The sequence below is a fragment of the Pseudoalteromonas sp. 3J6 genome, assembly GCF_903995135.1.
Classification (GTDB): Bacteria; Pseudomonadota; Gammaproteobacteria; order Enterobacterales; family Alteromonadaceae; genus Pseudoalteromonas.
Map to the genome: position 1 here is coordinate 93,212 of NZ_LR877185.1, position 23,432 is coordinate 116,643.

The following is a 23,432-nucleotide window of genomic DNA, read 5'->3' on the forward strand; positions in this document are numbered from 1 at the left end:
TTGTGTTTTGTTTTTTTTTTTCAAGCAGAAGACGGCATACGAGATCTAGTACGGTCTCGTGGGCTCGGAGATGTGTATAAGAGACAAATTTTAAACTTTTTAATAAATCTAAACTCAAGTTTTACTCGACTTACTAATTGACTTGCTTGCCTCGCTAAGCGTTGCCTGCTCTGCCGTCTCAGTGGGGTCGCATTATAGGGCGAATCAATTTTAACGCAAGTGTTTTTAAACGCTTTTTTGCATTTAATTTTTACCCCAAAGATACCCTACCCAGACACACAAGATACCCACAAAATCCTGTGGATAACCTTGCTTTTACCCAGCTATCCTAACGCAAAAACAAAAAAGCACCTTAACATAGATGCTTTTTATAGAGAGTTTTTCTTAATCGTTAATACAAAATGCTATAAAGCTTGCGACGATATTTAGCAGCTAGCGCATCGCCATCTGGTAAAGACGCAATAACAGCCAAGAAGTTTGGCTTAGCATCATCAAAATTCAGATCTTTTTTAAGAATAGTAAAGAGTGCATCTAATGCTTCTTCTTTCCTTCCAGCTTCATTGAGTAGGTTACTTAGTTCCATTTGTAATTCAAGCTCATTGGGATGCTTGGCTACTCTTTCTTGCAATGCTTTTATTTCAGGTGAATCGGTTGCCTCTAGCGCAGCCTCGCATTTAGCTTTAATGTTATTAAAGTATGCATCTTGATCTTGTGCTTCTATTGTCTCTATTAATGCAGCGGCTTCATCTAGTTTGTGAATCTGTATACATATATCTGCAAGCACTAATTTAATTCTCGCATTACTACTATCTAATTCATACGCTTGCTTAGCATAATTAAACGCGGCATTTAAATCACTATTAACCAGTGCTTGCTTGGCTTGCTCTAATAATAGGTCTTGTTGCGCAGGTAAGTGTTTAGATAGGGCATCACGTACTTGGCTTTCTGTTTGTGCACCCGCTAATACATCAACTGGAGCTGAGTCTTTTAATAACACTAAAGTAGGCAAGGTTTGTAAACCTACTTGCTGGGCAAGTTGAGAGGCTAAAGCTTGCTCTGCATCACAATCTAAGTTTGCAACAACTATATAATTACTATATTCAGCGGCTAGCTTATCTAAAATAGCTGCCTGGCTAATGCACTCAGGGCTTTGTGGCGAAAAAAAGTTAAGTAGTACTAACTTTTGTTGTGATGTTTCACCTAATACTTGCTGAAGGTTTTGTGCGTTAAGACTAACTATATTGCTCATTGAATTATTGCCATGTTCATCTATTTAGGTTTTTATATGGTGATGAAGATAATAATTACAAGACATGTGTCTAAATCATTTAAGACACACATACTATATAAATGAGGGAAATATGAAATTAGCCTATGCGAGTGTACTGTGTTTACTAGTTAGCTCACTATTAAGTGCACAAACACTTAAGCTGGATCTCGATAAAAGTATGCCAGCAATAGAAAAGCTTTATCTAGATTTACACCAGTCACCTGAACTGTCTTATCATGAGCAGCAAACAGGTAAAAAAATGGCTACGCAACTTCAAAAGCTAGGGTTTGATGTAACCAATAGCGTTGGCGGTTATGGCATCGTAGGTATATATAGAAATGGTCAAGGCCCTACCGTTATGATTCGAACTGATACTGATGCTTTACCGATAACAGAACAAACTGGAAAAGTATACGCATCAACTGTTACCACAATAAATAAACAAGGTAGCAAAGTCGGTGTTATGCATGGTTGTGGTCATGATATTCATATGAGTTCATTTATAGGCACCGCGCAACAACTAATTAAAAATAAACAGTCGTGGCAAGGTACTTTAATGATGGTTGCGCAACCGGCTGAAGAAGTTGGGGGTGGTGCAAAAGCAATGCTAAGTGAAGAGTTATTTAGTAAATACGCAAAACCTGATCATATTATTGCTTTACATGTTAGTGCCAGTGTACCTGCAGGAAAAGTTGCTCTGAAAAATGAGTACACTATGGCGAGCGTCGACTCAGTTGATATTTCAATAAAAGGTAAAGGAGGCCATGGAGCCTATCCACATACGACTGTTGACCCTGTTATTATTGCTGCTCGCACCATTTTAGCATTACAAACAATTACGAGTCGGGAGTTATCTCCTCTTGAACCATCAGTGATCACTGTTGGATCTATCCATGGCGGCTCAAAACACAATGTAATTTCTGATGAAGTAAAGCTACAACTTACTCTGCGTAGCTATAACCCAGAAGTTAGAAACGCGCAAATTGCTGCGATTAAACGTATTACTGCAGGTATTGCACAAAGTGCAGGTCTAGAAAAAGCGCTCTACCCAGAAGTTTATGTTCATGAAAGTGAATCGATTCCATCTACTTACAATAATCCGGAGCAAACAAATATAGTTAGGAGTGCCATTGCTGATGCAATTGGTGTAAAAAATGTACTTGAAACTAAAGCTGTTATGGCTGGTGAAGACTTTGGACTATATGGTAGAACAGATGAAAACATCCCCATTACTTTATTTTGGTTAGGCGGAGTTAACCAACAGCAATATACAAATGCAATGAAAAATAATGAAACACTCCCTTCATTACATTCAAGTAAATTTGCTCCCGATTATAAAGTAGCGCTTCCAACAGGAATAACTGCAATGAGCAATGCCGCTGTAGCATTATTCAATCAATAATCTTCAAGGTTATTTTTAAGCCCTGAGTTTAATTTACCGCAGGGCTTTTTTTGTAACTCGACTTTTTATACGGCGCTTTCTTTGTACGTTTAGCAAAACGCTTCTTAGGCGATATTTTTGGCAAATGTGCAAATACATTACTATCGCAGTTAGTTGCTTGGCTTACAAAATTAGTTAAATCAGCCAGCAAAGGCTGTATAAATTGCTGATAACTCATTGCTTGCTGAGCGATATCTCCTAAACTCGCCTCCCATTTTGCAGTTAAATCGGGGCTTGATAACCCCTCAGGTAATACACTAATTAGTGCCAGACCTGTTTCAGTTGCTTTAATTGCTTTTCCTTCACGTTTTAAAAATCGACGTTTAAATAATAGTTCAATGATACCTGCGCGAGTGGCTTCAGTACCAAGGCCATCTGTCTCTTTTAATATTTTTTTGATTTGCGAGTCTTTTACATAACGGCTAATTCCCGTCATAGCAGCAAGTAAGGTTGCATCGGTAAAATGAGCAGGAGGAGTTGTATGCTTTTGCACCACCTCACCTTTAGTACAGGTAAGTACCATGCCTTTTTCCAAATAAGGCAACGTTGCTTCTTCTTTAAGTTCTGACTTACCCATAAGCAATTTAAAACCCAAGTCTACATCTTGTTTTGCATTAGCTTTGAATAAACCACCCGCTATAGTTACCTCTACCTTGGTTTCGTTATAAATGTAATCGGGATAAAACTGAATTAAATAGTGTCGACTTATTAACTGATAAATTTTTTCTTCATCACTGGCTAAACTCACAGTTTTTAACTGTTTAGCTGTTGGTACAATCGCGTGGTGAGCTGCTACTTTTGAATCGTTAAAACATTTACTTCGTTTTTTTGCATCTGCTCCATTAACAAATTCTGCTTTTTGGCCTCCATTTACTGCAATCGCTTTTAGTATCGCAGCTGCATCTTGGTGATGATCTTTTGGTAAATAACGATTATCTGAGCGTGGGTAAGTAATTAACTTATGACGTTCATATAAAACCTGGCAAGTATCGAGCACTTTTTGCGCTGGCATCCCGAACGCTTTAGCGGCATCTATTTGTAAAGCAGACAAATTATAGGGAAGCGGCGCGGTTTGTTTTTTTTGCTTTTGCTCAAGAGCAGTTACGCTTGCTGGTTGATTAGCGATACGTGAAGTTACATTTTCAGCTAAAGCTTTGTGAAGCACTCTGCCCTCTTCATCTTGATAAGGTTCACACGCTTTACTTGGTATCCATTTGGCAGTAAATGATTGCTCCTTAGGTGTATCAAGGTGAGCAAGTACTTCATAAAATGGTTTTGATACAAAATTTGCTATCTCGTTATCGCGATTAACTACTAGGCCCAAAATGGGTGTTTGCACTCGTCCAACCGACAATACATTACCAAATCCCGCTTTTTGCCCCGCTAATGTGTATGCACGCGTCAAGTTCATGCCAAACAACCAATCAGCACGAGACCGCGCAAGAGCAGAAACACTCAAAGGAATAAAGTCACGGTTAGCACGCATACTATTTAGTGACTTTTTAACTGCCGTTAAGTTTAAGTCACTGATCAGTAAGCGCTGAATATTTTGCTTTTTTGCTTGGCTGATTTTTGCTTGTTCTATTACTTCATCAACTAATAACTGGCCTTCACGGTCAGGATCGCCAGCATGTACAAGTGTTGTTGCTTGTTTGATTAGCTTTTTTAAAATAGTGAGTTGTTTACGAGTTTTAGGCTTTGCTTTAAGTTGCCAATGCTCAGGCACAATAGGTAAATGTTCAAATCGCCACTTTTTAAAACGCTCATCATAGTCATCGGGTTCTGCTTGCTCGAGCAAATGACCTATGCACCAAGATACGCAATCACCATTCGCCACTTCAATATAGCCATCATGCTTTTTATGCGGTTTAGGAAGTGCGTCTGCAATAGCACGACCCAAAGAGGGTTTTTCAGCAATATAAAGTTTCATAACCAAGCTCTAGCACTGTTCATATAAACAGTAGTCTAGCATATCATTTTAAAACGAGGGGTATTTTTGTAGTTATTAACTTAAAGCTTTATTTCGCTTATTAGCAAAAATATATAAAAGGGGCAGGTAACATACTATAACTGTGCCAACATTAATTAATGGCAGCAAAGTTTTATACATATAAGTGCTGTACGATAAATCCCAAAGGTGACGGTCAACTAGACGAAACAACTGCAGGATGGGTGCACCGATAACCACAAGCTGGCCCAATACGCATTGCCACAAATGCAGTTTATCTTTCAGACCCCAATAAGCAACTAGTGCCATCCAAGATAAATCGTTTAATGCCCAAACTAGATAACGGTATATGTAAGTGCCGTCATCAAACTCTTTGAGCGGTGAATGAATTAAAGCACCAAAAAGAAAAAAAGCGGCTGTTAATAAAGTAAATCTTAAAGCACAAAAATCTTTTCGTAAATAAAAAACAAAAATAGCTGGGCTCAAAATAAGCACCCAGCTACTATTTAAAACTTCTAAGACTTTATCAAACCAATCAGGCATGATTACTTAGTAAAATTCGTTTTTTTATCATCGTCATCGCCAGTACCGTTGCCAGGCATACTACAATACTTATCCAACATATTCACTCCAGTTTAATTACATCTGTTAACAAAGGTGTATTCTATGCTAAAAAAAAAACAAAACCAATAAATTCTATCTAATATCAATAGGATCTGATTCTTTCGCCTTGCCTTGTAAGATTGATATTTCCACCCGGCGATTACGTCTTCGATCTTCTCGGGAGTCGTTCGGCACTAAAGGTCTGGTTTCTGCACGCCCCACGACCATCATGCGGGTCTTATCAAAACCAGCAACTTTTTGCAGCTCACTTGCGACCGCAACAGCCCGTTTCGAGGACAAATCCCAGTTATTAATATAAAGCTCATTAGAGACTTGAAAGTCATCAGTATGACCGGAGACGGTGATCTCCCCGGGAACATCTTTTAGTAACCGGCCAATATCTTGAATGATAGGTTTAAACTGGGGTTGTAAAAACGCACTACCCGATGGGAACGAACCATTTTCTCTTATACGAATGATGATTTGCTGCCCTAATGACTCAAGCTCAATAGCCCCATCAATAATTTGCTTTTCGAGTTGTTGTGCAATTTTTTTAACTAAATCATTTATTTGTTCTTGATCGGCAGCAGAAACAGCAGGCGCTGAAGCAACTTCTTCTGAGGTGCTGCTAGACTCACCGCCTCGTTTTTCGCCTCGTTGTTCTTGCCGTCCGCCAGCTGAGCTTTCATCGCCCGCCTGAAACTCTAGCATTTGCTGAGTCATTTCAACTGTTTGCTGCTGAATAGTTTCAATGGGGGTCGGCTCAGGCTTACCTGGAGTAAACTCCATCGCAATAACTGAGGTGCCTTTTGGAATATCTTTAACTTCTATTTTATTTTGTACACCAAAAGCAAACTTCATAGAGCCTGCAATTTGCTTAAATTTAAGCACATCCATTTCAGAAAACGCGAGTAAGAGTACAAAAAAGCACATTAATAGCGACATTAAATCGGCAAATGTCCCCATCCATGCAGGTAACCCTGGGGGTGGGCATTTACACTCTTCATCAGACATAACTATTCCTCAGTGTTTACCGCGCGTTTAGACTCAGCCAAATAATTTTTCAAGATCCCCTCAATTACTTTAGGGTTTTGGCCATCTTGAATGCCTAATACTGCATCCAAAATAAGTCGCTGGTTCATTGCTTCTTCGTCTTTACGCAATTCAAGTTTTACCTGAATAGGAATGGCGACAACATTCGCCAAAAATGCCCCATACAACGTTGTTAACAAGGCTACAGCCATTGCTGGGCCGATTGCTTTTGGGTCATCCATATTTGATAACATAGCCACCAAACCGATTAATGTACCAATCATCCCCATTGCAGGAGCAATATCACCTAACGATTTAAATAAGCTTGCGCCCATTTCATGGCGAGTTGTAGTAAGGGAAATATCTTTTTGTAATGTTGCGCGCACTACATCTGCATCATGCCCATCTACGAGCATATCAACACCTTTACGCATAAATGGATTTGGAATTTCAGCCTCTTCCAATGCTAAAAACCCGCCTTTTCGGGCAGAATCGGCTAGCTCAACCGCCTTTTCAATTAACGCTTCAGGGGGTTCAATTTTAAACATAAACGCTTTAGCACAAACCTTACCAATGCCTAAAAACTGCGACATAGTAAAATTGGATAAAACGATAAAAAGGGAGCCACCAAATACAATAACCACGGAAGGGGTATTGTAAAACATACCGACTTCACCGCTACTACTCATAAACATGGACATGACAATTAAGCCAATTGCGCCAAGGATCCCAATAATGGTTGCTAAATCCACATTCCCTCCAAAGGTTTTATATTTTTTCTTCGCAAGCGTTGTTATTAAATGTATATCGGCAAGATACTGAAATACTTAAGTGATTTTTATGATAAACGATAAAATTACGATTAGTCCTATTTTAGATCAACATAGGGAATCAATCTAACTAATCAGAATTTATAATTTAAAAAATAACGCTGAAGCGCAGTAAAACCCAATTAACAGCATTTATCTATCAAAAAAACATAACATTCTTTGACCTAGTTTAGCATTCCCCCTAAAATTGGCGTCTAAATTTATTATGTAAGTTGAAAATAAAGATGGCGACTAAAAAACCTGAAAATTTAAGTTTCGAACAAGCACTAGAAGAATTAACAACAATTGTCAGTGAAATGGAACAAGGTGATTTATCGCTTGAACAGTCTTTAAAGCAATTTGAGCGCGGCATTGCATTAGCCAGTGCGTCTTCCGGTAAACTTCAACAAGCCGAGCAAAAGGTGTCGATATTAATGGGTAATGACGAAAAAGCACCGCTTACTCAATTTAATAACGATATGGAATAATTGTGAGCATAAAAGAACAAATAAAGCTTGCTCAAGATGATGTAGCCAATACTCTCAATCTTTATTTCGAACAACCTCTTGAAAGCGACAACACCATAAAAGAAGCCACCCATTATAGTTTAATGAATGGCGGGAAAAGATTGCGGCCCTTTTTAGTTTATACCACAGGTAAAATGTTAGGTGCTGACAAGCGTGATTTAGATGTACTTGCAGCAGCGATAGAATGCATTCACAGTTATTCATTAGTGCATGACGATTTGCCCGCTATGGATGACGATGATTTACGTCGTGGCCGTCCTACATGTCATATTGTCTATGGTGAAGCACAAGCTATTTTAGCAGGTGACGCACTGCAAACCTTAGCATTTGAGCTTATTGCTAAGCACACATTTAAATGCTCAACAGAAGCTCAGTTAAAAATGATTGCAGAATTAGCCCATGCTTCAGGCTTGCAAGGAATGGTTGCCGGACAAGGCCGCGATATTGCAGCAACAGATAAAGTTATTACGGTTGATGAATTAGAACGTATTCATAAACTTAAAACCGGCGCATTAATAAATTGTGCGATTACTTTGGGCGCACTTTGCGCTCCTAATATTAGCCAACATACTTTAGATAACTTATCTACTTTTGGGTATGCTATTGGGCTGGCCTTTCAGGTTCATGACGACATTTTAGATGTTGAGGGCGACACACTGACTTTAGGTAAGCCTCAAGGGTCAGATATTGCTGCTAATAAAGCGACATACCCCGCTTTATTAGGTATGCTAGGTGCTAAGCAAAAAGCACTAAATTTGATACAGCAAGCCCATGAGGCGTTAGCCAATATTGACGCAGACACGACCGACTTAGCGGCATTGGCAAACTATTTAATTGAACGTGACCATTAAACATGGCTAAAACGTATTAACTCTTAGAACAAAATTATTACTGAATATTAGTTTACCTCTTAAATCTAACTTTTGAGGAAAGTTAATATTAGCGAAGGATATATAAAAAACCATGACACTTGATAGCAGCAAGTATCCATTACTTAATTTGGTGAACGAACCAGTCCACTTGCGAGACTTAGCACAAGATAAGCTTTCTGCATTTAGCCATGAATTGCGTGATTACTTACTCAATTCAGTATCGCAAAGTAGCGGCCATTTAGCGTCTGGTTTAGGAACCGTAGAACTTACCGTTGCATTACATTATGTGTACAACACTCCCGACGACCGTTTAGTTTGGGATGTAGGTCATCAAGCCTACCCACATAAAATACTAACGGGACGTCGTGACCAAATGCACACCATTCGTCAAAAAGATGGATTGCACCCATTTCCATTTAGAGACGAAAGTGAATACGATACGTTTAGTGTTGGCCATTCAAGTACCTCTATTTCAGCGGCGCTGGGTATGTCTATTGCTGCGCAAAAAGAAGGCAGAGGTCGTAAAACAGTGGCGGTGATAGGCGATGGCGCAATTACCGCAGGTATGGCCTTTGAAGCGATGAATCACTTAGGTGATGTTAAATCAGATATGTTGATTATTTTGAACGATAACGAAATGTCGATTTCTGAAAACGTCGGCGCGTTAACCAATCATTTTGCGCGTATTTTATCAGGTAGCTTTTATACCAACATCCGCGAAGGCAGTAAAAAGCTTCTTTCTGGTGTACCGCCGGTAAAAGAACTTGCCAGCCGTATGGAAGAACACATCAAAGGGATGATGATCCCGGGTACTTTTTTTGAAGAATTAGGCCTAAACTATATTGGTCCAATTGATGGTCATGATGTGAATATGCTGGTTGATACGCTGCGTAACATGCGTAACTTAAAAGGCCCACAACTTTTACATATAAAAACCCAAAAAGGCAAAGGTTACAAGCCCGCAGAAGCCGATCCGATTGGTTATCATGGCGTACCAAAATTTGATCCTGCGACTTCAAGTTTACCGAAATCTAAACCAAGTGCAGCGACTTTCTCAAATGTATTTGGTGATTGGCTTTGCGATATGGCAGAGCAAGACAACAAGTTAATGGCAATTACTCCTGCGATGCGTGAAGGTTCGGGAATGGTGCGCTTTTCTAAAGAACACCCAGAACAATATTTTGATGTGGCAATTGCTGAGCAACACGCTGTAACCCTTGCTGCAGGTTTTGCTTGTGAAGGGTTAAAACCCGTTGTTGCTATCTACTCTAGCTTTTTACAACGTGCGTATGATCAACTAATTCACGACGTTGCATTGCAAAACCTACCGGTATTATTTGCTATTGACCGCGCAGGTATTGTCGGAGCTGATGGTGAAACTCACCAAGGCGCCTATGACCTAAGCTTTATGCGCTGTATTCCTAACATGGTTATTATGGCACCTAGCGATACTAACGAATGCCGTCAAATGCTATACACTGGCTATCAAGCCAATTGCCCAGTAGCTGTGCGTTACCCGCGTGGCAGTGCGGGCACAGCAGAGGTTCAAAGCGCTATGCAACAGCTCGAAATTGGTAAAGCTAACGTAATTAAACAAGGTGCTAAAGTAGCTATATTGTCATTCGGTACCTTGCTTGAAAACGCCCAATTAGCCACTGATGAGCTCAATGCCACTTTAGTTAATATGCGATTTATTAAACCACTTGATACTGGTTTAATTGATGAACTTGTCGCTAACCACGATATCATTGTAACACTTGAAGATAATGCAATTTCTGGTGGTGCAGGTTCGGCAGTTAATGAGTATTTAGCTACTCAAAAAGCGGCTGTAAAAATACTTAACTTAGGTATACCGGATGAATTTATTAAACACGGTACTCAACAGCAAATGCACGATGAAATGGGGTTAGGTGAGCAAGGTATATTAACCTCAATCAAAGCATTTATGAGCTAATACTTATAGTGTTTAATAAAAAAGGAGCCATTGGCTCCTTTTTTATTGCTAACTTTAACATCTAGCGCATCCACACTTTAATGTCGGCTAAGCCATTACTTTGCAATAGGCCAATCTGCTGTTCAACATTCGGGTTTTGCTCAAACTCAAATGCATCTAATTGCTCATCAAAGGTAATGTTAGCAACGCCATCGCCGCCGCGTTTTTTAACTTGATGCAATGCGATATCAGCTAAATTAATCGATGTTTCCCAGCTAATAACTTGACCACCTAGCAGAGGTAGCGGATAGAAAGACCAACCCACTGACGCTGTTATATTGGTTGTCTCACCGTTAGGAAGTTGGAAGGTATAATCGGCAATAGCTTGGCATAATTCAGATACATAGCTGTCGATTAAATTACACTTAAAATCGCGTAATAACAGTAAAAACTCATCACCACTCCACCGAGCAACATAATCAGAGCCTTGAGTACGCGAGTTAAGTAATGCCGCTACTTGTTGTAAACAGCTATCTCCAGCAATAGGACCATAAGCATCGTTAATGCGACTAAAGTTATCTAAATTAATAATTAATAACACCAAAGATTTACCCTGAGCCTGCAATGACTGCGAGTTACGTTGAAAATGCTCAATATCTTTTGGTAATTGATCAAACAAGAAACGACGACTTCTCAGCCCTGTTAGCTCATCAGAGTGACTAACAAGTTTAAGCTGAGAGTTTACTTGGTTTAATTTATCATTTGCTTGGCGAAGCTCTAAGGTTCGCTCAGTAATAAGCCCTTCGAGTACTTGTTGCTTGCGTCGCTCTTGAACTTTAAAGACCCAAAACACTAAATAAAAGAGCAACACAAAACCACTGGTGATCAGTAACCTAAAGTAGATAGTTTCACCAAATCGCTCTGGAACAATAAACGCATATTCTGCTGATTGCGCTTTACCCCAATCCTCACCTTGGCGTTTAGTTTCTAATTCGAATAAAAACATACCGGCGGGTAAATTTGTATAAATTGCTTCTCTGCGGGTATTTGCATAGCGCCAATCGTTATCAAGTCCATTGAGTTTATATCTAAACTCAATACTTGCCGGAGCGTAATAATCAATCGCGGTATAGGTAAGTGTCACATCACGCTCATCAGTCTCAAGAACCGGTTTTTTACCTAAAGCAGCTGCTGCGAGCTTTCGTGATGGCGTGGTTAAGGTTTCTATAGTTGGTTTAAGCGAACGTAATCCAAATAACTCTACGTCTTTAGGGATTTCTACAACGCCTTGCAAACTGGGATACCAAATAGAGTTATCCGTATCAACTACGGCATCATGGCCTAAACCATTACAGCATTGGCTGGCTTTACCATCGAGCTGACGGTCAAATGAAGAGATCACTTCTTCTACTTTTAGGCTTTCGATGTTGGCTTTAAATTGCTCAACAGGCATACGGTAAACCCCTTTCATGGTGCTTACCCAAATTCGCTTTGAGGTGTCATCGTATTCTAAGCTGAATATAGAACCATATGGCAGTCCATTGGCGGCGTCTAGTTGCTGCCATTGCCCTTGTCCACTGCGATAAAACAAACCATCATTCAACGAACCAATTAAAATACCTACGCCTTTAATGTGTAAAATGCTAGTAACATAAGCGCTTTCCAAAGTGGTTTGGTCACCTATTTTTTCTATCCCGCGTTCAGTAAAGTAATACGCGCCTTTACTGGTACCAATCACGCCAAAATTTGGTTTATCTAGAACATAAGTAACAAACTTACTACCTAAGAACGCATTGTACGCAAAAGGGTTTAAGCCATTATAATTTAGACGATATAATCCTCGTCCGGTGCCTACCCAAAAGCCGCCTTTAGTTGAAGTGCTAATTGCAAAAACAGGGTTATCGCTCAAAGCACGAGCAGGGAAACTATATAAGGTATTCGACTCATAGAAAAACAAGCCTCTGCCAGTAGCAACATAAAGGCGATCGCCATCAAATTGCAGGTCATGTACCGAGGCATTTCCATACTTGGCACTATTGATAACATTGATAAAGGTTTTATCGGCATCAAAATAACCAATGCCACTTTTATTGGCAATCCATAATTTACCATCAGGTGATTTACTAATCGCCATCACCGCTTCGGTCATTTTAGAAATGGCCGAATGGCGCTCTATTCGCCCTTCGTGAGCAAGCCATAACCCTTCACTAAAACTCGCTAGCCATATGTTATTTTCATCATCTCTAAATATATCGGCAAACCAAATGCTCTGATCTAATTGGCTGGGTTCAACCCACTGCCAATCATTAGATTTAGCTCTAAATAATAAACGTCCATAGGTTGATATCCACAAGCCGCCATTACCATCGCTCATAAACTTATACACAGCTGAGTTATTAGCATTGGGCAGTGGAAACGGACGTAGCTCGTCATCTAAATCTAAAAAGTAAGCCCCTAACTCAGAAGCTAGGTACAAATTACCATTTAAAAACGATAGATCGTGAACAATGGTTTGCGCTAAACGATCGGGTAAAGCCACTTTAGCGGTTAGTTCTAAGCGTAATTTAGAAAAGTCAGACGAGCTTTGCGTTAAACGTAATAAATTACGGTCGTTAACCAGCCAAATTCCCTCAGGTGAGAGCGCCATTTTACTGACCGATCCCACAATTTGGGTGATAGCTGTGGCGTTTACAATAGGACTAGGATTATTTAGTTGGTCGCGCAGTTCTATTTGGCCTCTGTCTATATAATAGAGCCCATTAGCTGCTATCCAGATACTGCCTTGAGAATCTTCAAGAATATCTCTTACAGGGCCTTTAATATTAAACTCTTGTGCGGTTAGCTTTTCAGGATCGATAACCACAAGGCCATTTTTAGTGCCTACCCACAATAATCCTTCGCCATCGATCAATAATTTATTAATACCATTGCTGGGTAAAAATAAACTATTTTGGGTATTATAATTAGTGAAGGTATTGCCATCAAAACGGCTTAATCCAAATTGAGTGCCAAGCCACATATAGCCTTGGTTATCTTGTACTACACTTTTTAGGGATTGTGAGGGTAAGCCGTCTTTGATATTCCATTGTTTAACTACGTAATCAGTAATTGAAGCCGTACTTGGCATGGCACATAGCATAAGTACACAAACCAATAAAAATCGCATCATAGTGCTGCCACCTAGTTAAACAAATAATAAATTAAAAGGGTAGTAAACCTACTTTTATCAATGCTTGCAAACAAATAAGCGAAAAAATACCTGCAAGTACATCATCGGCCATAATACCAAACCCACCATGGGCACGTTTATCGAGTATGCGAATCGGCCCAGGCTTTGCTATATCAAAAAAGCGAAACAGTAAAAAGCCCACCAGTAATGTTTGCCAGTTAAGTGCTGCGCCAATCATAGTAATATAGTAACCAGCAACTTCGTCCCAAACAATTGCGGGATGATCATGTACTTGAAGGTCATCGGCGGTTTTTCCACATGCCCAAATACCAAAGATGCTTATGACTACTGCAAATACAATTTGTAACCATAGCGGAAAATGCATGGTAATAAAAATAAACGGTAATGCTGCCAATGTGCCAAATGTACCAGGTGCTTTTGGTGCAAGCCCAGTACCAAAACCCAAGCCAAAAAATTGATGTGGGCGTTTTAAATTAAATAATCGGTTTTTATTCAAACCTGCTCCTTGGAAAAGTGCTCAAAACCTTTATGTTCAAAAGCAAACTTCTCACCTTGGTGTAATAACTCTATATTGCCGTCACCACTTTTTATTTGCCCGATACAGCTTGCCTCTACACCGTATTGGCGCAGCTTAATATCTAGCATACTCTTGTTACTATCAGCAACGGTATACAGTAACTCGTAATCATCGCCATAGTTAAGAACAAAAGGAAGTCGCTGCTCAAAATCAAGACTCGCTTGCATGGCATCTGAGGTGGGGACATTTTCAATATTAATGGTGGCACTAACTTGTGATAAATTTAGCACATGCCCTAAGTCGGCTAGTAACCCATCGGAAATATCAATGGCCGACGATGCCAAGCCTCGTAACGCTTGCCCAGCAGCTACACGTGGCGTGGGGAAATTTAAACGTTTATTAATATCTTTTAAGTGTTCAGGTGCAATCGATAAGCCTTGTTTTTTCGATTCAATCGCCAACCCAGCATCACCAAGCGGACCGGTTACAAAAATCCAATCACCCACTTTTGCACCACTTCTACGTAATGCTGTGCCTTCAGGAACTGTACCTTTTGCACAAATAGTAATACTAAGTGGACCTTGAGTGGTATCACCACCAATGATCTGAACGTTAAAGTACTCAGCAATTTCATGCATGCCATCAGTCAGCTCAGCAATCCATTGTGGATCGATACTAGGTAACGTAAGTGCAACCGACACCCAAGTAGGCTCTGCGCCCATGGCAGCTAAATCACTTAAATTAACAGCAAGAGCTCGATGCCCTAATGCGCGAGGGGAGATATAATGAAAAAAATGCACCCCAGCAACTAAGGTATCTGTGGTTACAGCAAGCTGACAGTTCGCTGGAACTGTGACAAGCGCACAGTCATCTCCAATCCCTAAATTAACATCCCGACGAGTAATGCCACGACCTTTAAAGTAACGATTAATTAATTCAAATTCCTTCATACACAAAAAAGCCGGCCTATGCCGGCTCTCCTTTTTAACGGTTATTTATAACAACTCATCTGATGATAAAAATCAGCTAAAGTTGTTACTACTTGCGTAACTGTTTTACAGCTTTATCAAGTACACCGTTTACAAATTTATGGCTATCTTCAGCGCCAAACATTTTAGCTAATTCAATACTTTCATTGATAGCCACTTTGTAAGGAACGTCTTCACGAAATTTAAGCTCGTAGCTGCTTAAACGTAAGATTGCACGTTCAACTTCGTCTAATTCATCAAATGGACGAGTTAAATGAGGCGATACAGCTTCGTCTAGTTGCTTGTGGTTTACTGCAACTCCACGCGCTAAATCTTTAAAATATTCAACATCAATTTTAGTCACATCGTTTTCGATCAACATTTGTTGTTCGATATCGGCAATTGCATTGCCGCTTAATTGCCATGAATACACGGCTTGAAGTGCTAAGATACGTGCTTTACGTCTTGCTGCTGGTTTCACAAAAATTCCTTAAACTTAAATTTTATCTAACACATTAACCATTTCAAGCGCACCTAAAGCAGCTTCGCCGCCTTTGTTACCCATTTTGGTACCTGCGCGCTCAATTGCTTGCTCAATGCTTTCAGTGGTTAATACGCCAAATGCAACCGGGATATCATACTCAAGTGATACTTGTGCAAGCCCTTTATTTGACTCGCCAGCGACGAGATCAAAGTGAGGCGTGCCCCCTCTGATCACTACACCTAAGGCGATAATTGCATCATATTCTTTTTTTGCTGCAACGCGTTTCGCTGCTAAAGGTAATTCAACCGCACCTGGTACGTAAATTACGGTAATATCATCTTCTGATACTCCACCAGTACGTTTTAGCTCATCAACAGCACCTGCAAGCAAGCTACTACCAATAAAGTCATTGAAACGAGAAATGACAATGGCAAACTTTTTGCCTGGAGCGTATTTATTACCTTCAATAATTTTCATTTGATAACCCTAAAAATAAGTTTAAGCGATTTCGGTTGCGCAAAAATTGCTGCGCATTATACCACATAAATAAAATAATAGCCTAGCGTGTAATTATTGTGGCTCTACGTAATCAACAACTTCTAAATGGAAGCCTGATAATGCATGATATTTTTTCGGTAAACTCATCAAACGCATTTTTTGGATACCTAAATCAGCCAAAATTTGCGAGCCTACACCTACGGTACGTGAAGTACCTTGGAATTTGCGTGGCGTTACACTCTCGCCAGCATCAGCTGCAGCGAATGCTTTAACAGTCGCTTCTAATTCGTCAGTGCTTTCTTGCTTACCTAAAATAACTAAAGCGCCATTATGCTCAGCTATATATGCCATTGCTTGCGATAATCCCCAACTACGATCAGCATTACGATCAGAGAGTAAAATATCGTTAAAGGTACTTTGTAAGTGCACTCGCACTAACGTTGGTTCTTGTTGTTTTATTTCACCTTTAAGCAATGCATAGTGCAGCTGCCCGTCAATGGTGTCTTTGTAAGTTACTAAGTCAAATTCGCCATGCTCAGTTGGCAATTTACATTTTGCAACTTGCTCAATAGTGGTTTCATTTAAGTTACGGTATTCGATTAAATCAGCAATGGTGCCAATTTTAATATCATGTTGCTTAGCAAATACTTCTAAATCAGGGCGGCGCGCCATGGTGCCATCTTCATTTAGAATTTCTACAATCACTGATGACGGCTCAAGTCCCGCTAAACGCGCTAAATCACAGCCAGCTTCAGTGTGCCCTGCGCGCGTTAATACGCCGCCAGGTTGCGCCATAATAGGGAAAATATGCCCAGGCTGTACAATATCACTTGGCACTGCGCCTTTAGCAATGGCAGCTTGAACAGTACGAGCACGATCCGCTGCAGAAATCCCCGTCGTAACCCCTTTTGATGCTTCAATAGACATAGTAAAGTTGGTCGAGAACGCGGCCCCGTTATTTTTAACCATCAGCGGTAAATCAAGTTGCGAGCAACGCTCTTGGGTCATGGTTAAACAAATTAACCCACGGCCATGAGTCGCCATAAAGTTAATTGCTTCTGCACTTATGTGCTCAGCAGCAATAATTAAATCGCCTTCATTTTCTCTGTCTTCATCGTCCATTAAAATAACCATTTTACCGGCTTTAATGTCATCTATTATTTCTTGTGCGCTGTTTAAATTCATAAGTTGCTCGTATAAGTTGTCAATATCGTTATTTTATAAAGCCCGCTTTAGCGAGTAAGCTCATCGAAATATCTGAACCAGTAGGATGCTCAGCTCCCTTTACAAGGCGCTCTAAATAACGTGCTATTTGGTCGACCTCTAGATTCACTTTGGTACCGACTTGAAAATCTGCTATGGTCGTTTGATCCTTAGTGTGTGGCACTATTGTCAGTTTAAATTTATTACCTTCAACCGCATTGACCGTTAAGCTAATACCATCAATACACACAGACCCTTTATAAGGAATGTATTTCATTAAATTTTCGTCGGTGGCTAACCAATATTCTGTTGCTCGCGCATTGGTATTAATTGCTGTGATAGTGGCAATACCATCAACATGACCAGACACTAAATGGCCTCCTAGGCGCGATACAGGTTGCATCGCCTTTTCTAAGTTAACTGTTTGCCCTAAAGCGTAATGTGCAAACCCTGTTAAGCTAATCGTTTCATTTGATAAGTCAGCACTAAAGCCATCTACATGCTTATCAACAACAGTGAGGCACACACCATTGGTTGCAATACTGTCACCTAACTTAACATCATTCATATCAAGGTTTTTACTTTGGATACGAATAGCTAAATCACCTTGTTTTTTTTGTAATAACGCAATTTTACCTGTCGCTTCAACTATTCCAGTAAACATAGTGCTACTCTTTATATAAAATGATTAATGAGCTTTTTTTAGTGCTGTGATACGTAAATCATCACCAATTGGCACACACTCATTAAAAGTTAAATTAATGGTATTTTGCATACTCATTAACTCTGGGAAATTCAGTAAACTTCTTGCATCGCTACCCATTAACTTAGGGGCAATATAAAAAACAAACTCATCAATTAAATCAAGTTCAGCCATTTTTCCGGCCAATGTGGCTCCCGCTTCTAACCACACATTGTTAAACTGTAATTGCGCTAGCTTTTGCAGTGCTGCTTGTAAGTCTACTTTATTGTTCTTTTCGGGTAGTTCGATCTGTTTAACAAAATGAGGCCACTGATGCGATTTATCAACCCGAGTGGTAAATATTATCACCTCGCTTTGAATTGAAAATAAGGCAAGTTCAGGGGTAAGTCTGTTTTGGGAATCAATAATAACGCGAACAGGTTGGCGCAGTGGTAAATTGGTCGGTAAAGAAACCGGAAGTTCTTCTGGGCGTACATTTAGTTTTGCATCATCCATCAAGACTGTATCGGCACCGGTTAAAATTGCACAGCTCTGAGCACGATATAGTTGCACATCTTGGCGCGCAGCAGGCCCGGTTATCCATTTACTTTGGCCGTTTTTAAGCGCCGTTTTACCATCAATACTGGCGGCCATTTTGCAGGTTACAAAGGGTAACCCCTGCTCCATTCGTTTAAAAAAGCCTAAATTTAATGCCCGCGCTTGCTCTTCAAGTAATCCGTAAGCGACTTCTATACCTGCATCCGCTAAAATTTTAAGGCCTTTTCCTGCAACTTGCGGGTTGCTGTCAACCATAGCAGCAATCACTTTTTTCACACCCGCGGCCTTTAGCCCTTCAGCACAAGGCGGTGTACGACCATAATGACTGCAAGGCTCTAGGGTTACATAAGCGGTTGCACCTTTAGCACTTTCACCGGCCTCAGCCAAAGCATTAACTTCAGCATGACCTTGCCCTGCTAATTGATGAAACCCTTCGGCTATTATTTTATTATTTTTTACTAGTACACAGCCTACATTAGGATTAGGAGTGGTGGTAAAGCGCCCTTTTTTTGCCAGCTCAATGGCACGTGCCATATAACGTTTATCATCCTCTGAAAACGAGCTTTGCATGGTCATTACTACTCTCCTAAGCGGGCTATTTCTTCACCAAACTCACGTATATCTTCAAACGAGCGATATACTGAGGCAAATCTTACATAGGCTACTTTATCTAATTTTTTCAGCGCTTCCATAATGCACTCACCTACCAAATGACTAGACACTTCACGTTCGCCAGTGGCTCGCAGCTGCGATTTAATTATATTAACTACTTCGTCAACTTGTTCAGTACTTACAGGGCGCTTTTCAAGGGCGCGAGTTAAGCCATTTAGTAACTTATCTTCATTAAACGGTTCACGACTGCCATCTTGCTTAATAACTCGTGGCATGACTAATTCAGCCCCTTCAAAGGTGGTAAATCGTTCGTGGCACTCATTACATTCACGACGTCTACGTACTTGGTGTCCCCCGCCGACAAGGCGAGAATCAATAACTTTAGTATCTTTGGCGGTGCAAAATGGGCAATGCATAACTGTGTGTTTCCGTTTTAAAAACAAAAAATGGCCGCTATCATAGCGGCCATTATCATAACAAAAATGTGTGCAGTTGTGATCTAAATTACTATTTTACTCTTGGATTAAGCGTAAACAGGTAATTTTGCACAAATTGCTTTCACTTTTTCTTTTACTTGCGTTTGTACTGACTCATCTTCGATGTTGTCTAGTACGTCACAGATCCAGCCAGCTAACTCTTTTGACTCAGCTTCTTTAAAGCCACGACGAGTGATTGCTGGTGAACCAATACGCAAACCAGAAGTAACAAATGGTGAACGAGGATCGTTCGGTACTGAGTTTTTGTTAACCGTGATATTCGCATTACCTAGGGCAGCATCAGCATCTTTACCTGTGATATCTTTATCGATTAAATCAAGTAAGAATAAGTGGTTGTCAGTTTTACCTGATACTACTTTGTAGCCGCGCTCTTGTAATACTGCAACCATTGCTTGAGCATTTTTAACAACTTGTGCTTGGTATGTTTTAAATTCAGGTTGAAGTGCTTCTTTAAATGCCACCGCTTTAGCAGCAATAACATGACATAAAGGACCACCTTGGCCACCTGGGAAAACAGCGCTGTTTAGCTTTTTGTAAATATCTTCATCGCCACACGCAGAAATGATTAAACCACCGCGAGGACCGGCTAATGTTTTGTGTGTTGTGGTTGTCACAACGTGAGCAAATGGCACAGGACTTGGGTAAACACCCGCAGCAATTAAACCTGCAACGTGCGCCATATCAACAAATAAGTAAGCATCTACTTTGTCTGCAATTTCACGGAACTTAGCCCAGTCAACAATACCTGAATAAGCAGAGAAACCCGCAATAATCATTTTTGGTTTGTGCTCAAGTGCTAATGCTTCAACTTGTGCGTAATCAATTTCGCCAGTTTCTTCGTTAAGACCATACTGAATTGCGTTGTATGTTTTACCTGAGAAGTTTACGTGTGAGCCGTGTGTTAAATGACCACCGTGCGCTAGGCTCATACCTAAAACAGTATCAAGTGGGCTTAATAGTGCTTGGAAAACAGCGGCATTCGCTTGTGAACCGGCATGCGGTTGCACGTTTGCGTAATCTGTACCAAATAATTCATTTGCGCGGTCAATCGCTAACTGCTCAACCACATCAACGTGCTCACAGCCACCGTAGTAACGTTTGCCCGGGTAGCCTTCAGCATATTTGTTAGTAAGTTGAGAACCCTGCGCTTCTAGTACGCGTGGGCTACAGTAGTTTTCAGATGCAATTAACTCAATGTGCTCTTCTTGACGTGATGTTTCTTTGCTCATCGCGTCAAATAACTCTGGATCAAAGTCCGAAATATTCATGCTACGTTCTAACATTGGGGTCTCCTGGGCAACGTGTATGGGTATTTTTTACAGGCTTTATTGTACGCTTAAAACGACTCTTTGCCTACGCTCTTAAGTTGAGGATATTTAAACAGGGATTGAAACTATTTCACAGCATTTTGATGATGATATTTTTTTATAAACTAATAACAATTTTAAATGAATTTGATTTATTACATTTATTTAGCTTATGCGTTATGCCTAAAGCGACACATAAACAAACAAAAAAGCGGCCTAAGCCGCTTTTTCTAAACGTGTGATTTTAACCAAGCTTAGCAAATAGCTCGCTGCGTAAATCGTCGTAATCATTGTGCATACCAATGGCTAAACATGGTTTTGCAAGCGCATCTGCTAGCGGTTTTGGCATGGCTATTTCGGTATTTAGTACCTCTTCAACGCTTTCTTTAAATTTAGCTGGGTGTGCAGTCGCTAAAAAGATACCTGCAGCATCTGTTGCTTTATTTTCAACAAGCCCTTGGTAGGCAATCGCGGTATGAGGCTCTGCAATATAGCCAAGCTGTTGAATTTTTTTCATCACTGATTTTGTGCTTTGCTCATCCACACTAACAGAATAAAAATTGTCATAACTAAACCAGTCATTATCTAGCATAGTTTGTACTCGCGGCCAGTTATTAGGTTTACTGACATCCATAGCATTAGACAGTGACTCAATAGTGGCATTGGGCGTCCACTGTTTATCAAGCATATAACGTGGCACAGTATCATTTTGGTTTGTAGTCGCGCTTAGTTTACCTACAGGCATACCAATAACAGCACCAATCATAGCTGCACACACATTACCAAAATTACCACTGGGTACTGAAATATGCGCTGTAGCACGCTTTTCTTTTGGCAACTGTGCAATGGCCTCAAAGTAATAACAAACTTGCGCAACTAAGCGGCTAATATTGATTGAATTTGCTGAATTTAAACCAAGTTTTGCTTTTAACTCTTCATCTAAAAATGATTTCTTCACCAACTCCTGGCAATCATCAAAACTGCCTTCAATCGCGTAACAATGAATATTGTCACCGAGAGTAGTAAATAGCTTTTGCTGAGCGAGTGAAATTTTGCCCTTAGGGTATAAAATAACCACATCAATATTTGGCTTATTATAAAAAGCATGCGCGACAGCGGCACCGGTATCACCGGATGTTGCAGTTAAAATAGTGACTTTTTCGCCTTGATTAAATTGCGCTAAGCACTCGGCCATAAAACGGCCACCAAAATCTTTAAATGCCAGTGTTGGGCCATGGAATAACTCTAAGCAATAGGTATTGTCTTCAACTTCCACCAGCTTAACCGGAAAGTTAAACGCATTCTTAACCATCTGGGCAACAGTATCACTTGGTAGCTCGTCACCAATAAGGTGCGATAAAATTTTGCCGCTACGAGTTACAAAGTCCATATCGAGTAACGCATCAATATCGCTAAGCGGCGCTAACGACTCTGGGAAAAACACCCCTTGATTACGCCCCAGGCCTGTTTTTACAGCTTCAACAAACGACACTTTTTGTGAATATTCTTTTAAATTATGTAATTGCATGACTCTTGATCCTATAAAACATTTAATTGACGCGTGCCGTCGTTATCTAATTTACAAATATGGCAAAAACCTTGCTCGTTGATGTAATTTTCCTCTAGCCACTGCGCGCATTGCTCTGCCGCTTCAAGCGTTTTACATACACTAAACAAGGTCGGCCCTGCGCCTGAAATACTCACAACTTCAGCACCCAGTGCTGGTAAGCTTGCTTTGGCATCACTAAAGCCGCTTATAAGTGGCGCACGGTATGGCTCTGCTATTTCGTCTTTCATAATGCTTAATGCATCATCAAAACGCCCTGTTAACAGTAAGCTACTAAATGCCGATAAACGCTGAGCAAATTCAACCCCCGCATGCATACTGAGCTCTTTTGGTAAAACAGAGCGCGCTTTTGCGGTATTGAGTGAAAAGCCCGGAAATGCGGCAACGTAATACCAGTTTTCATCAACAGGTAACGCTATTGATTTATTTGGAATTAAGTCGCCCGTTAATTGTAAGCCACCAAGGTAACAAGGAGTGATATTGTCATAATGACGTCCACCGCTTACCAAGCCCTCAAAATCGGCCATTAGCTCTATTAACTCAACTTGGCTTAAATTAGTTTGAGCAAACTTATCCAGTGCTGCAAATGTCGCCACCACAGAGCAAGCACTTGAGCCTAATCCCGAACCAATCGGCAAGTTTTTCTTCAACTCTAATTTTACGGCTGGCATATTCGGTGCTACATGTGTACGAAAATGCACTAAACATTGATACGCTAAGTTTTCATTCGCATCGCTTGGGAGTTTATGGGCGTATTTGCCACTACAAATAAACTCATCACGAGGCGCTTCACATATAGTAACCACATCCCCCAGCAAGCTACCATCAATTGGGGCTAACGCCGCACCGAGGGAGTCAAAACCAACCGTAAAATTACCAATGGAGGCTGGCGCATAAACTTCAATCATAACCGC

General features: G+C 40.4%; 21 protein-coding genes. 4 read left to right on the plus strand and 17 right to left on the minus strand.

Annotation, left to right across the window (positions count from 1 at the left end; all coding sequences use genetic code 11):
* Nucleotides 1-391: 391 nt before the first annotated feature.
* The gene (locus tag P3J6_RS00410; RefSeq protein WP_198521967.1) at nt 392-1,249 is read right to left on the minus strand and encodes a tetratricopeptide repeat protein; all 858 of its coding nucleotides are present in this window, start codon (nt 1,247-1,249) and stop codon (nt 392-394) included.
* 112 nt (nt 1,250-1,361) lie between these two features.
* Between P3J6_RS00410 and P3J6_RS00415 the strand changes: the two genes are divergently transcribed.
* The gene (locus P3J6_RS00415; RefSeq protein ID WP_198521968.1) at nt 1,362-2,672 is read left to right on the plus strand and encodes a M20 metallopeptidase family protein; all 1,311 of its coding nucleotides are present in this window, start codon (nt 1,362-1,364) and stop codon (nt 2,670-2,672) included.
* Nucleotides 2,673-2,700: 28 nt separating this feature from the next.
* Here P3J6_RS00415 and P3J6_RS00420 read toward each other — a convergent pair whose 3' ends face one another.
* The 4 genes from P3J6_RS00420 to pomA form a co-directional block, all read right to left on the minus strand.
* A complete protein-coding gene (locus tag P3J6_RS00420) occupies nt 2,701-4,641 on the minus strand; it encodes a DNA topoisomerase III (protein ID WP_198521969.1) in 1,941 nt (646 codons plus the stop codon).
* 75 nt (nt 4,642-4,716) lie between these two features.
* A complete protein-coding gene (locus P3J6_RS00425) occupies nt 4,717-5,202 on the minus strand; it encodes a hypothetical protein (RefSeq protein ID WP_198521970.1) in 486 nt (161 codons plus the stop codon).
* Between the two features lie 153 nt (nt 5,203-5,355).
* Nucleotides 5,356-6,276, minus strand: a complete 921-nt coding sequence (locus P3J6_RS00430; RefSeq protein WP_075170368.1) for a flagellar motor protein MotB — start codon at nt 6,274-6,276, stop codon at nt 5,356-5,358.
* 2 nt (nt 6,277-6,278) lie between these two features.
* On the minus strand, nt 6,279-7,046 hold the full coding sequence (gene pomA, locus P3J6_RS00435) for a flagellar motor protein PomA (protein ID WP_010390948.1): 768 nt from the start codon (nt 7,044-7,046) through the stop codon (nt 6,279-6,281).
* 302 nt (nt 7,047-7,348) lie between these two features.
* Here pomA and xseB point away from each other — a divergent pair, with 302 nt between their 5' ends.
* The 3 genes from xseB (at nt 7,349) to dxs (ending at nt 10,456) form a co-directional block, all read left to right on the plus strand.
* The gene (gene xseB / locus P3J6_RS00440; protein ID WP_138605171.1) at nt 7,349-7,591 is read left to right on the plus strand and encodes an exodeoxyribonuclease VII small subunit; all 243 of its coding nucleotides are present in this window, start codon (nt 7,349-7,351) and stop codon (nt 7,589-7,591) included.
* Nucleotides 7,592-7,593: 2 nt separating this feature from the next.
* Nucleotides 7,594-8,481 (plus strand): (2E,6E)-farnesyl diphosphate synthase, encoded by an 888-nt coding sequence (gene ispA / locus P3J6_RS00445; RefSeq protein WP_138605173.1) that lies wholly within the window; start codon nt 7,594-7,596, stop codon nt 8,479-8,481.
* A gap of 112 nt (nt 8,482-8,593) precedes the next feature.
* Nucleotides 8,594-10,456 (plus strand): 1-deoxy-D-xylulose-5-phosphate synthase, encoded by a 1,863-nt coding sequence (gene dxs, locus P3J6_RS00450; RefSeq protein ID WP_138605175.1) that lies wholly within the window; start codon nt 8,594-8,596, stop codon nt 10,454-10,456.
* 61 nt (nt 10,457-10,517) lie between these two features.
* On the opposite strand, the gene P3J6_RS00455 is transcribed toward dxs, so the two are convergent.
* The 12 genes from P3J6_RS00455 to thrB all read right to left on the minus strand — a co-directional run bounded on the left by P3J6_RS00455 (nt 10,518) and on the right by thrB (nt 23,426).
* Nucleotides 10,518-13,604, minus strand: a complete 3,087-nt coding sequence (locus P3J6_RS00455; protein ID WP_198521971.1) for a ligand-binding sensor domain-containing diguanylate cyclase — start codon at nt 13,602-13,604, stop codon at nt 10,518-10,520.
* Nucleotides 13,605-13,635: 31 nt separating this feature from the next.
* On the minus strand, nt 13,636-14,121 hold the full coding sequence (locus tag P3J6_RS00460) for a phosphatidylglycerophosphatase A family protein (protein ID WP_008110211.1): 486 nt from the start codon (nt 14,119-14,121) through the stop codon (nt 13,636-13,638).
* Complete coding sequence (gene thiL, locus P3J6_RS00465; protein WP_198521972.1) at nt 14,118-15,092, minus strand: thiamine-phosphate kinase; 975 nt, start codon at nt 15,090-15,092, stop codon at nt 14,118-14,120. Before thiL ends, P3J6_RS00460 begins: the two co-directional genes overlap by 4 nt.
* An 88-nt stretch (nt 15,093-15,180) precedes the next feature.
* Entirely contained in the window at nt 15,181-15,591 is a 411-nt protein-coding gene (nusB, locus tag P3J6_RS00470; protein WP_010390936.1) for a transcription antitermination factor NusB, read from the minus strand.
* A gap of 15 nt (nt 15,592-15,606) precedes the next feature.
* On the minus strand, nt 15,607-16,071 hold the full coding sequence (gene ribH, locus P3J6_RS00475) for a 6,7-dimethyl-8-ribityllumazine synthase (RefSeq protein WP_008110216.1): 465 nt from the start codon (nt 16,069-16,071) through the stop codon (nt 15,607-15,609).
* 93 nt (nt 16,072-16,164) lie between these two features.
* Entirely contained in the window at nt 16,165-17,277 is a 1,113-nt protein-coding gene (gene ribBA / locus P3J6_RS00480; RefSeq protein ID WP_010390933.1) for a bifunctional 3,4-dihydroxy-2-butanone-4-phosphate synthase/GTP cyclohydrolase II, read from the minus strand.
* A gap of 28 nt (nt 17,278-17,305) precedes the next feature.
* On the minus strand, nt 17,306-17,959 hold the full coding sequence (locus tag P3J6_RS00485) for a riboflavin synthase (RefSeq protein ID WP_198521973.1): 654 nt from the start codon (nt 17,957-17,959) through the stop codon (nt 17,306-17,308).
* Nucleotides 17,960-17,983: 24 nt separating this feature from the next.
* The gene (gene ribD, locus P3J6_RS00490) at nt 17,984-19,111 is read right to left on the minus strand and encodes a bifunctional diaminohydroxyphosphoribosylaminopyrimidine deaminase/5-amino-6-(5-phosphoribosylamino)uracil reductase RibD (protein ID WP_198521974.1); all 1,128 of its coding nucleotides are present in this window, start codon (nt 19,109-19,111) and stop codon (nt 17,984-17,986) included.
* A gap of 2 nt (nt 19,112-19,113) precedes the next feature.
* Nucleotides 19,114-19,563, minus strand: coding sequence for a transcriptional regulator NrdR (nrdR, locus tag P3J6_RS00495; protein WP_010390928.1), 450 nt, complete (start codon nt 19,561-19,563; stop codon nt 19,114-19,116).
* Nucleotides 19,564-19,670: 107 nt separating this feature from the next.
* Nucleotides 19,671-20,927: a serine hydroxymethyltransferase gene (gene glyA / locus P3J6_RS00500; protein WP_198521975.1), complete on the minus strand. Its 1,257-nt coding sequence runs from the start codon at nt 20,925-20,927 to the stop codon at nt 19,671-19,673.
* Nucleotides 20,928-21,195: 268 nt separating this feature from the next.
* Nucleotides 21,196-22,479 (minus strand): threonine synthase, encoded by a 1,284-nt coding sequence (gene thrC / locus P3J6_RS00505; protein WP_198521976.1) that lies wholly within the window; start codon nt 22,477-22,479, stop codon nt 21,196-21,198.
* Nucleotides 22,480-22,490: 11 nt separating this feature from the next.
* A complete protein-coding gene (gene thrB, locus P3J6_RS00510) occupies nt 22,491-23,426 on the minus strand; it encodes a homoserine kinase (protein ID WP_198521977.1) in 936 nt (311 codons plus the stop codon).
* Between the last annotated feature and the right edge of the window lie 6 nt (nt 23,427-23,432).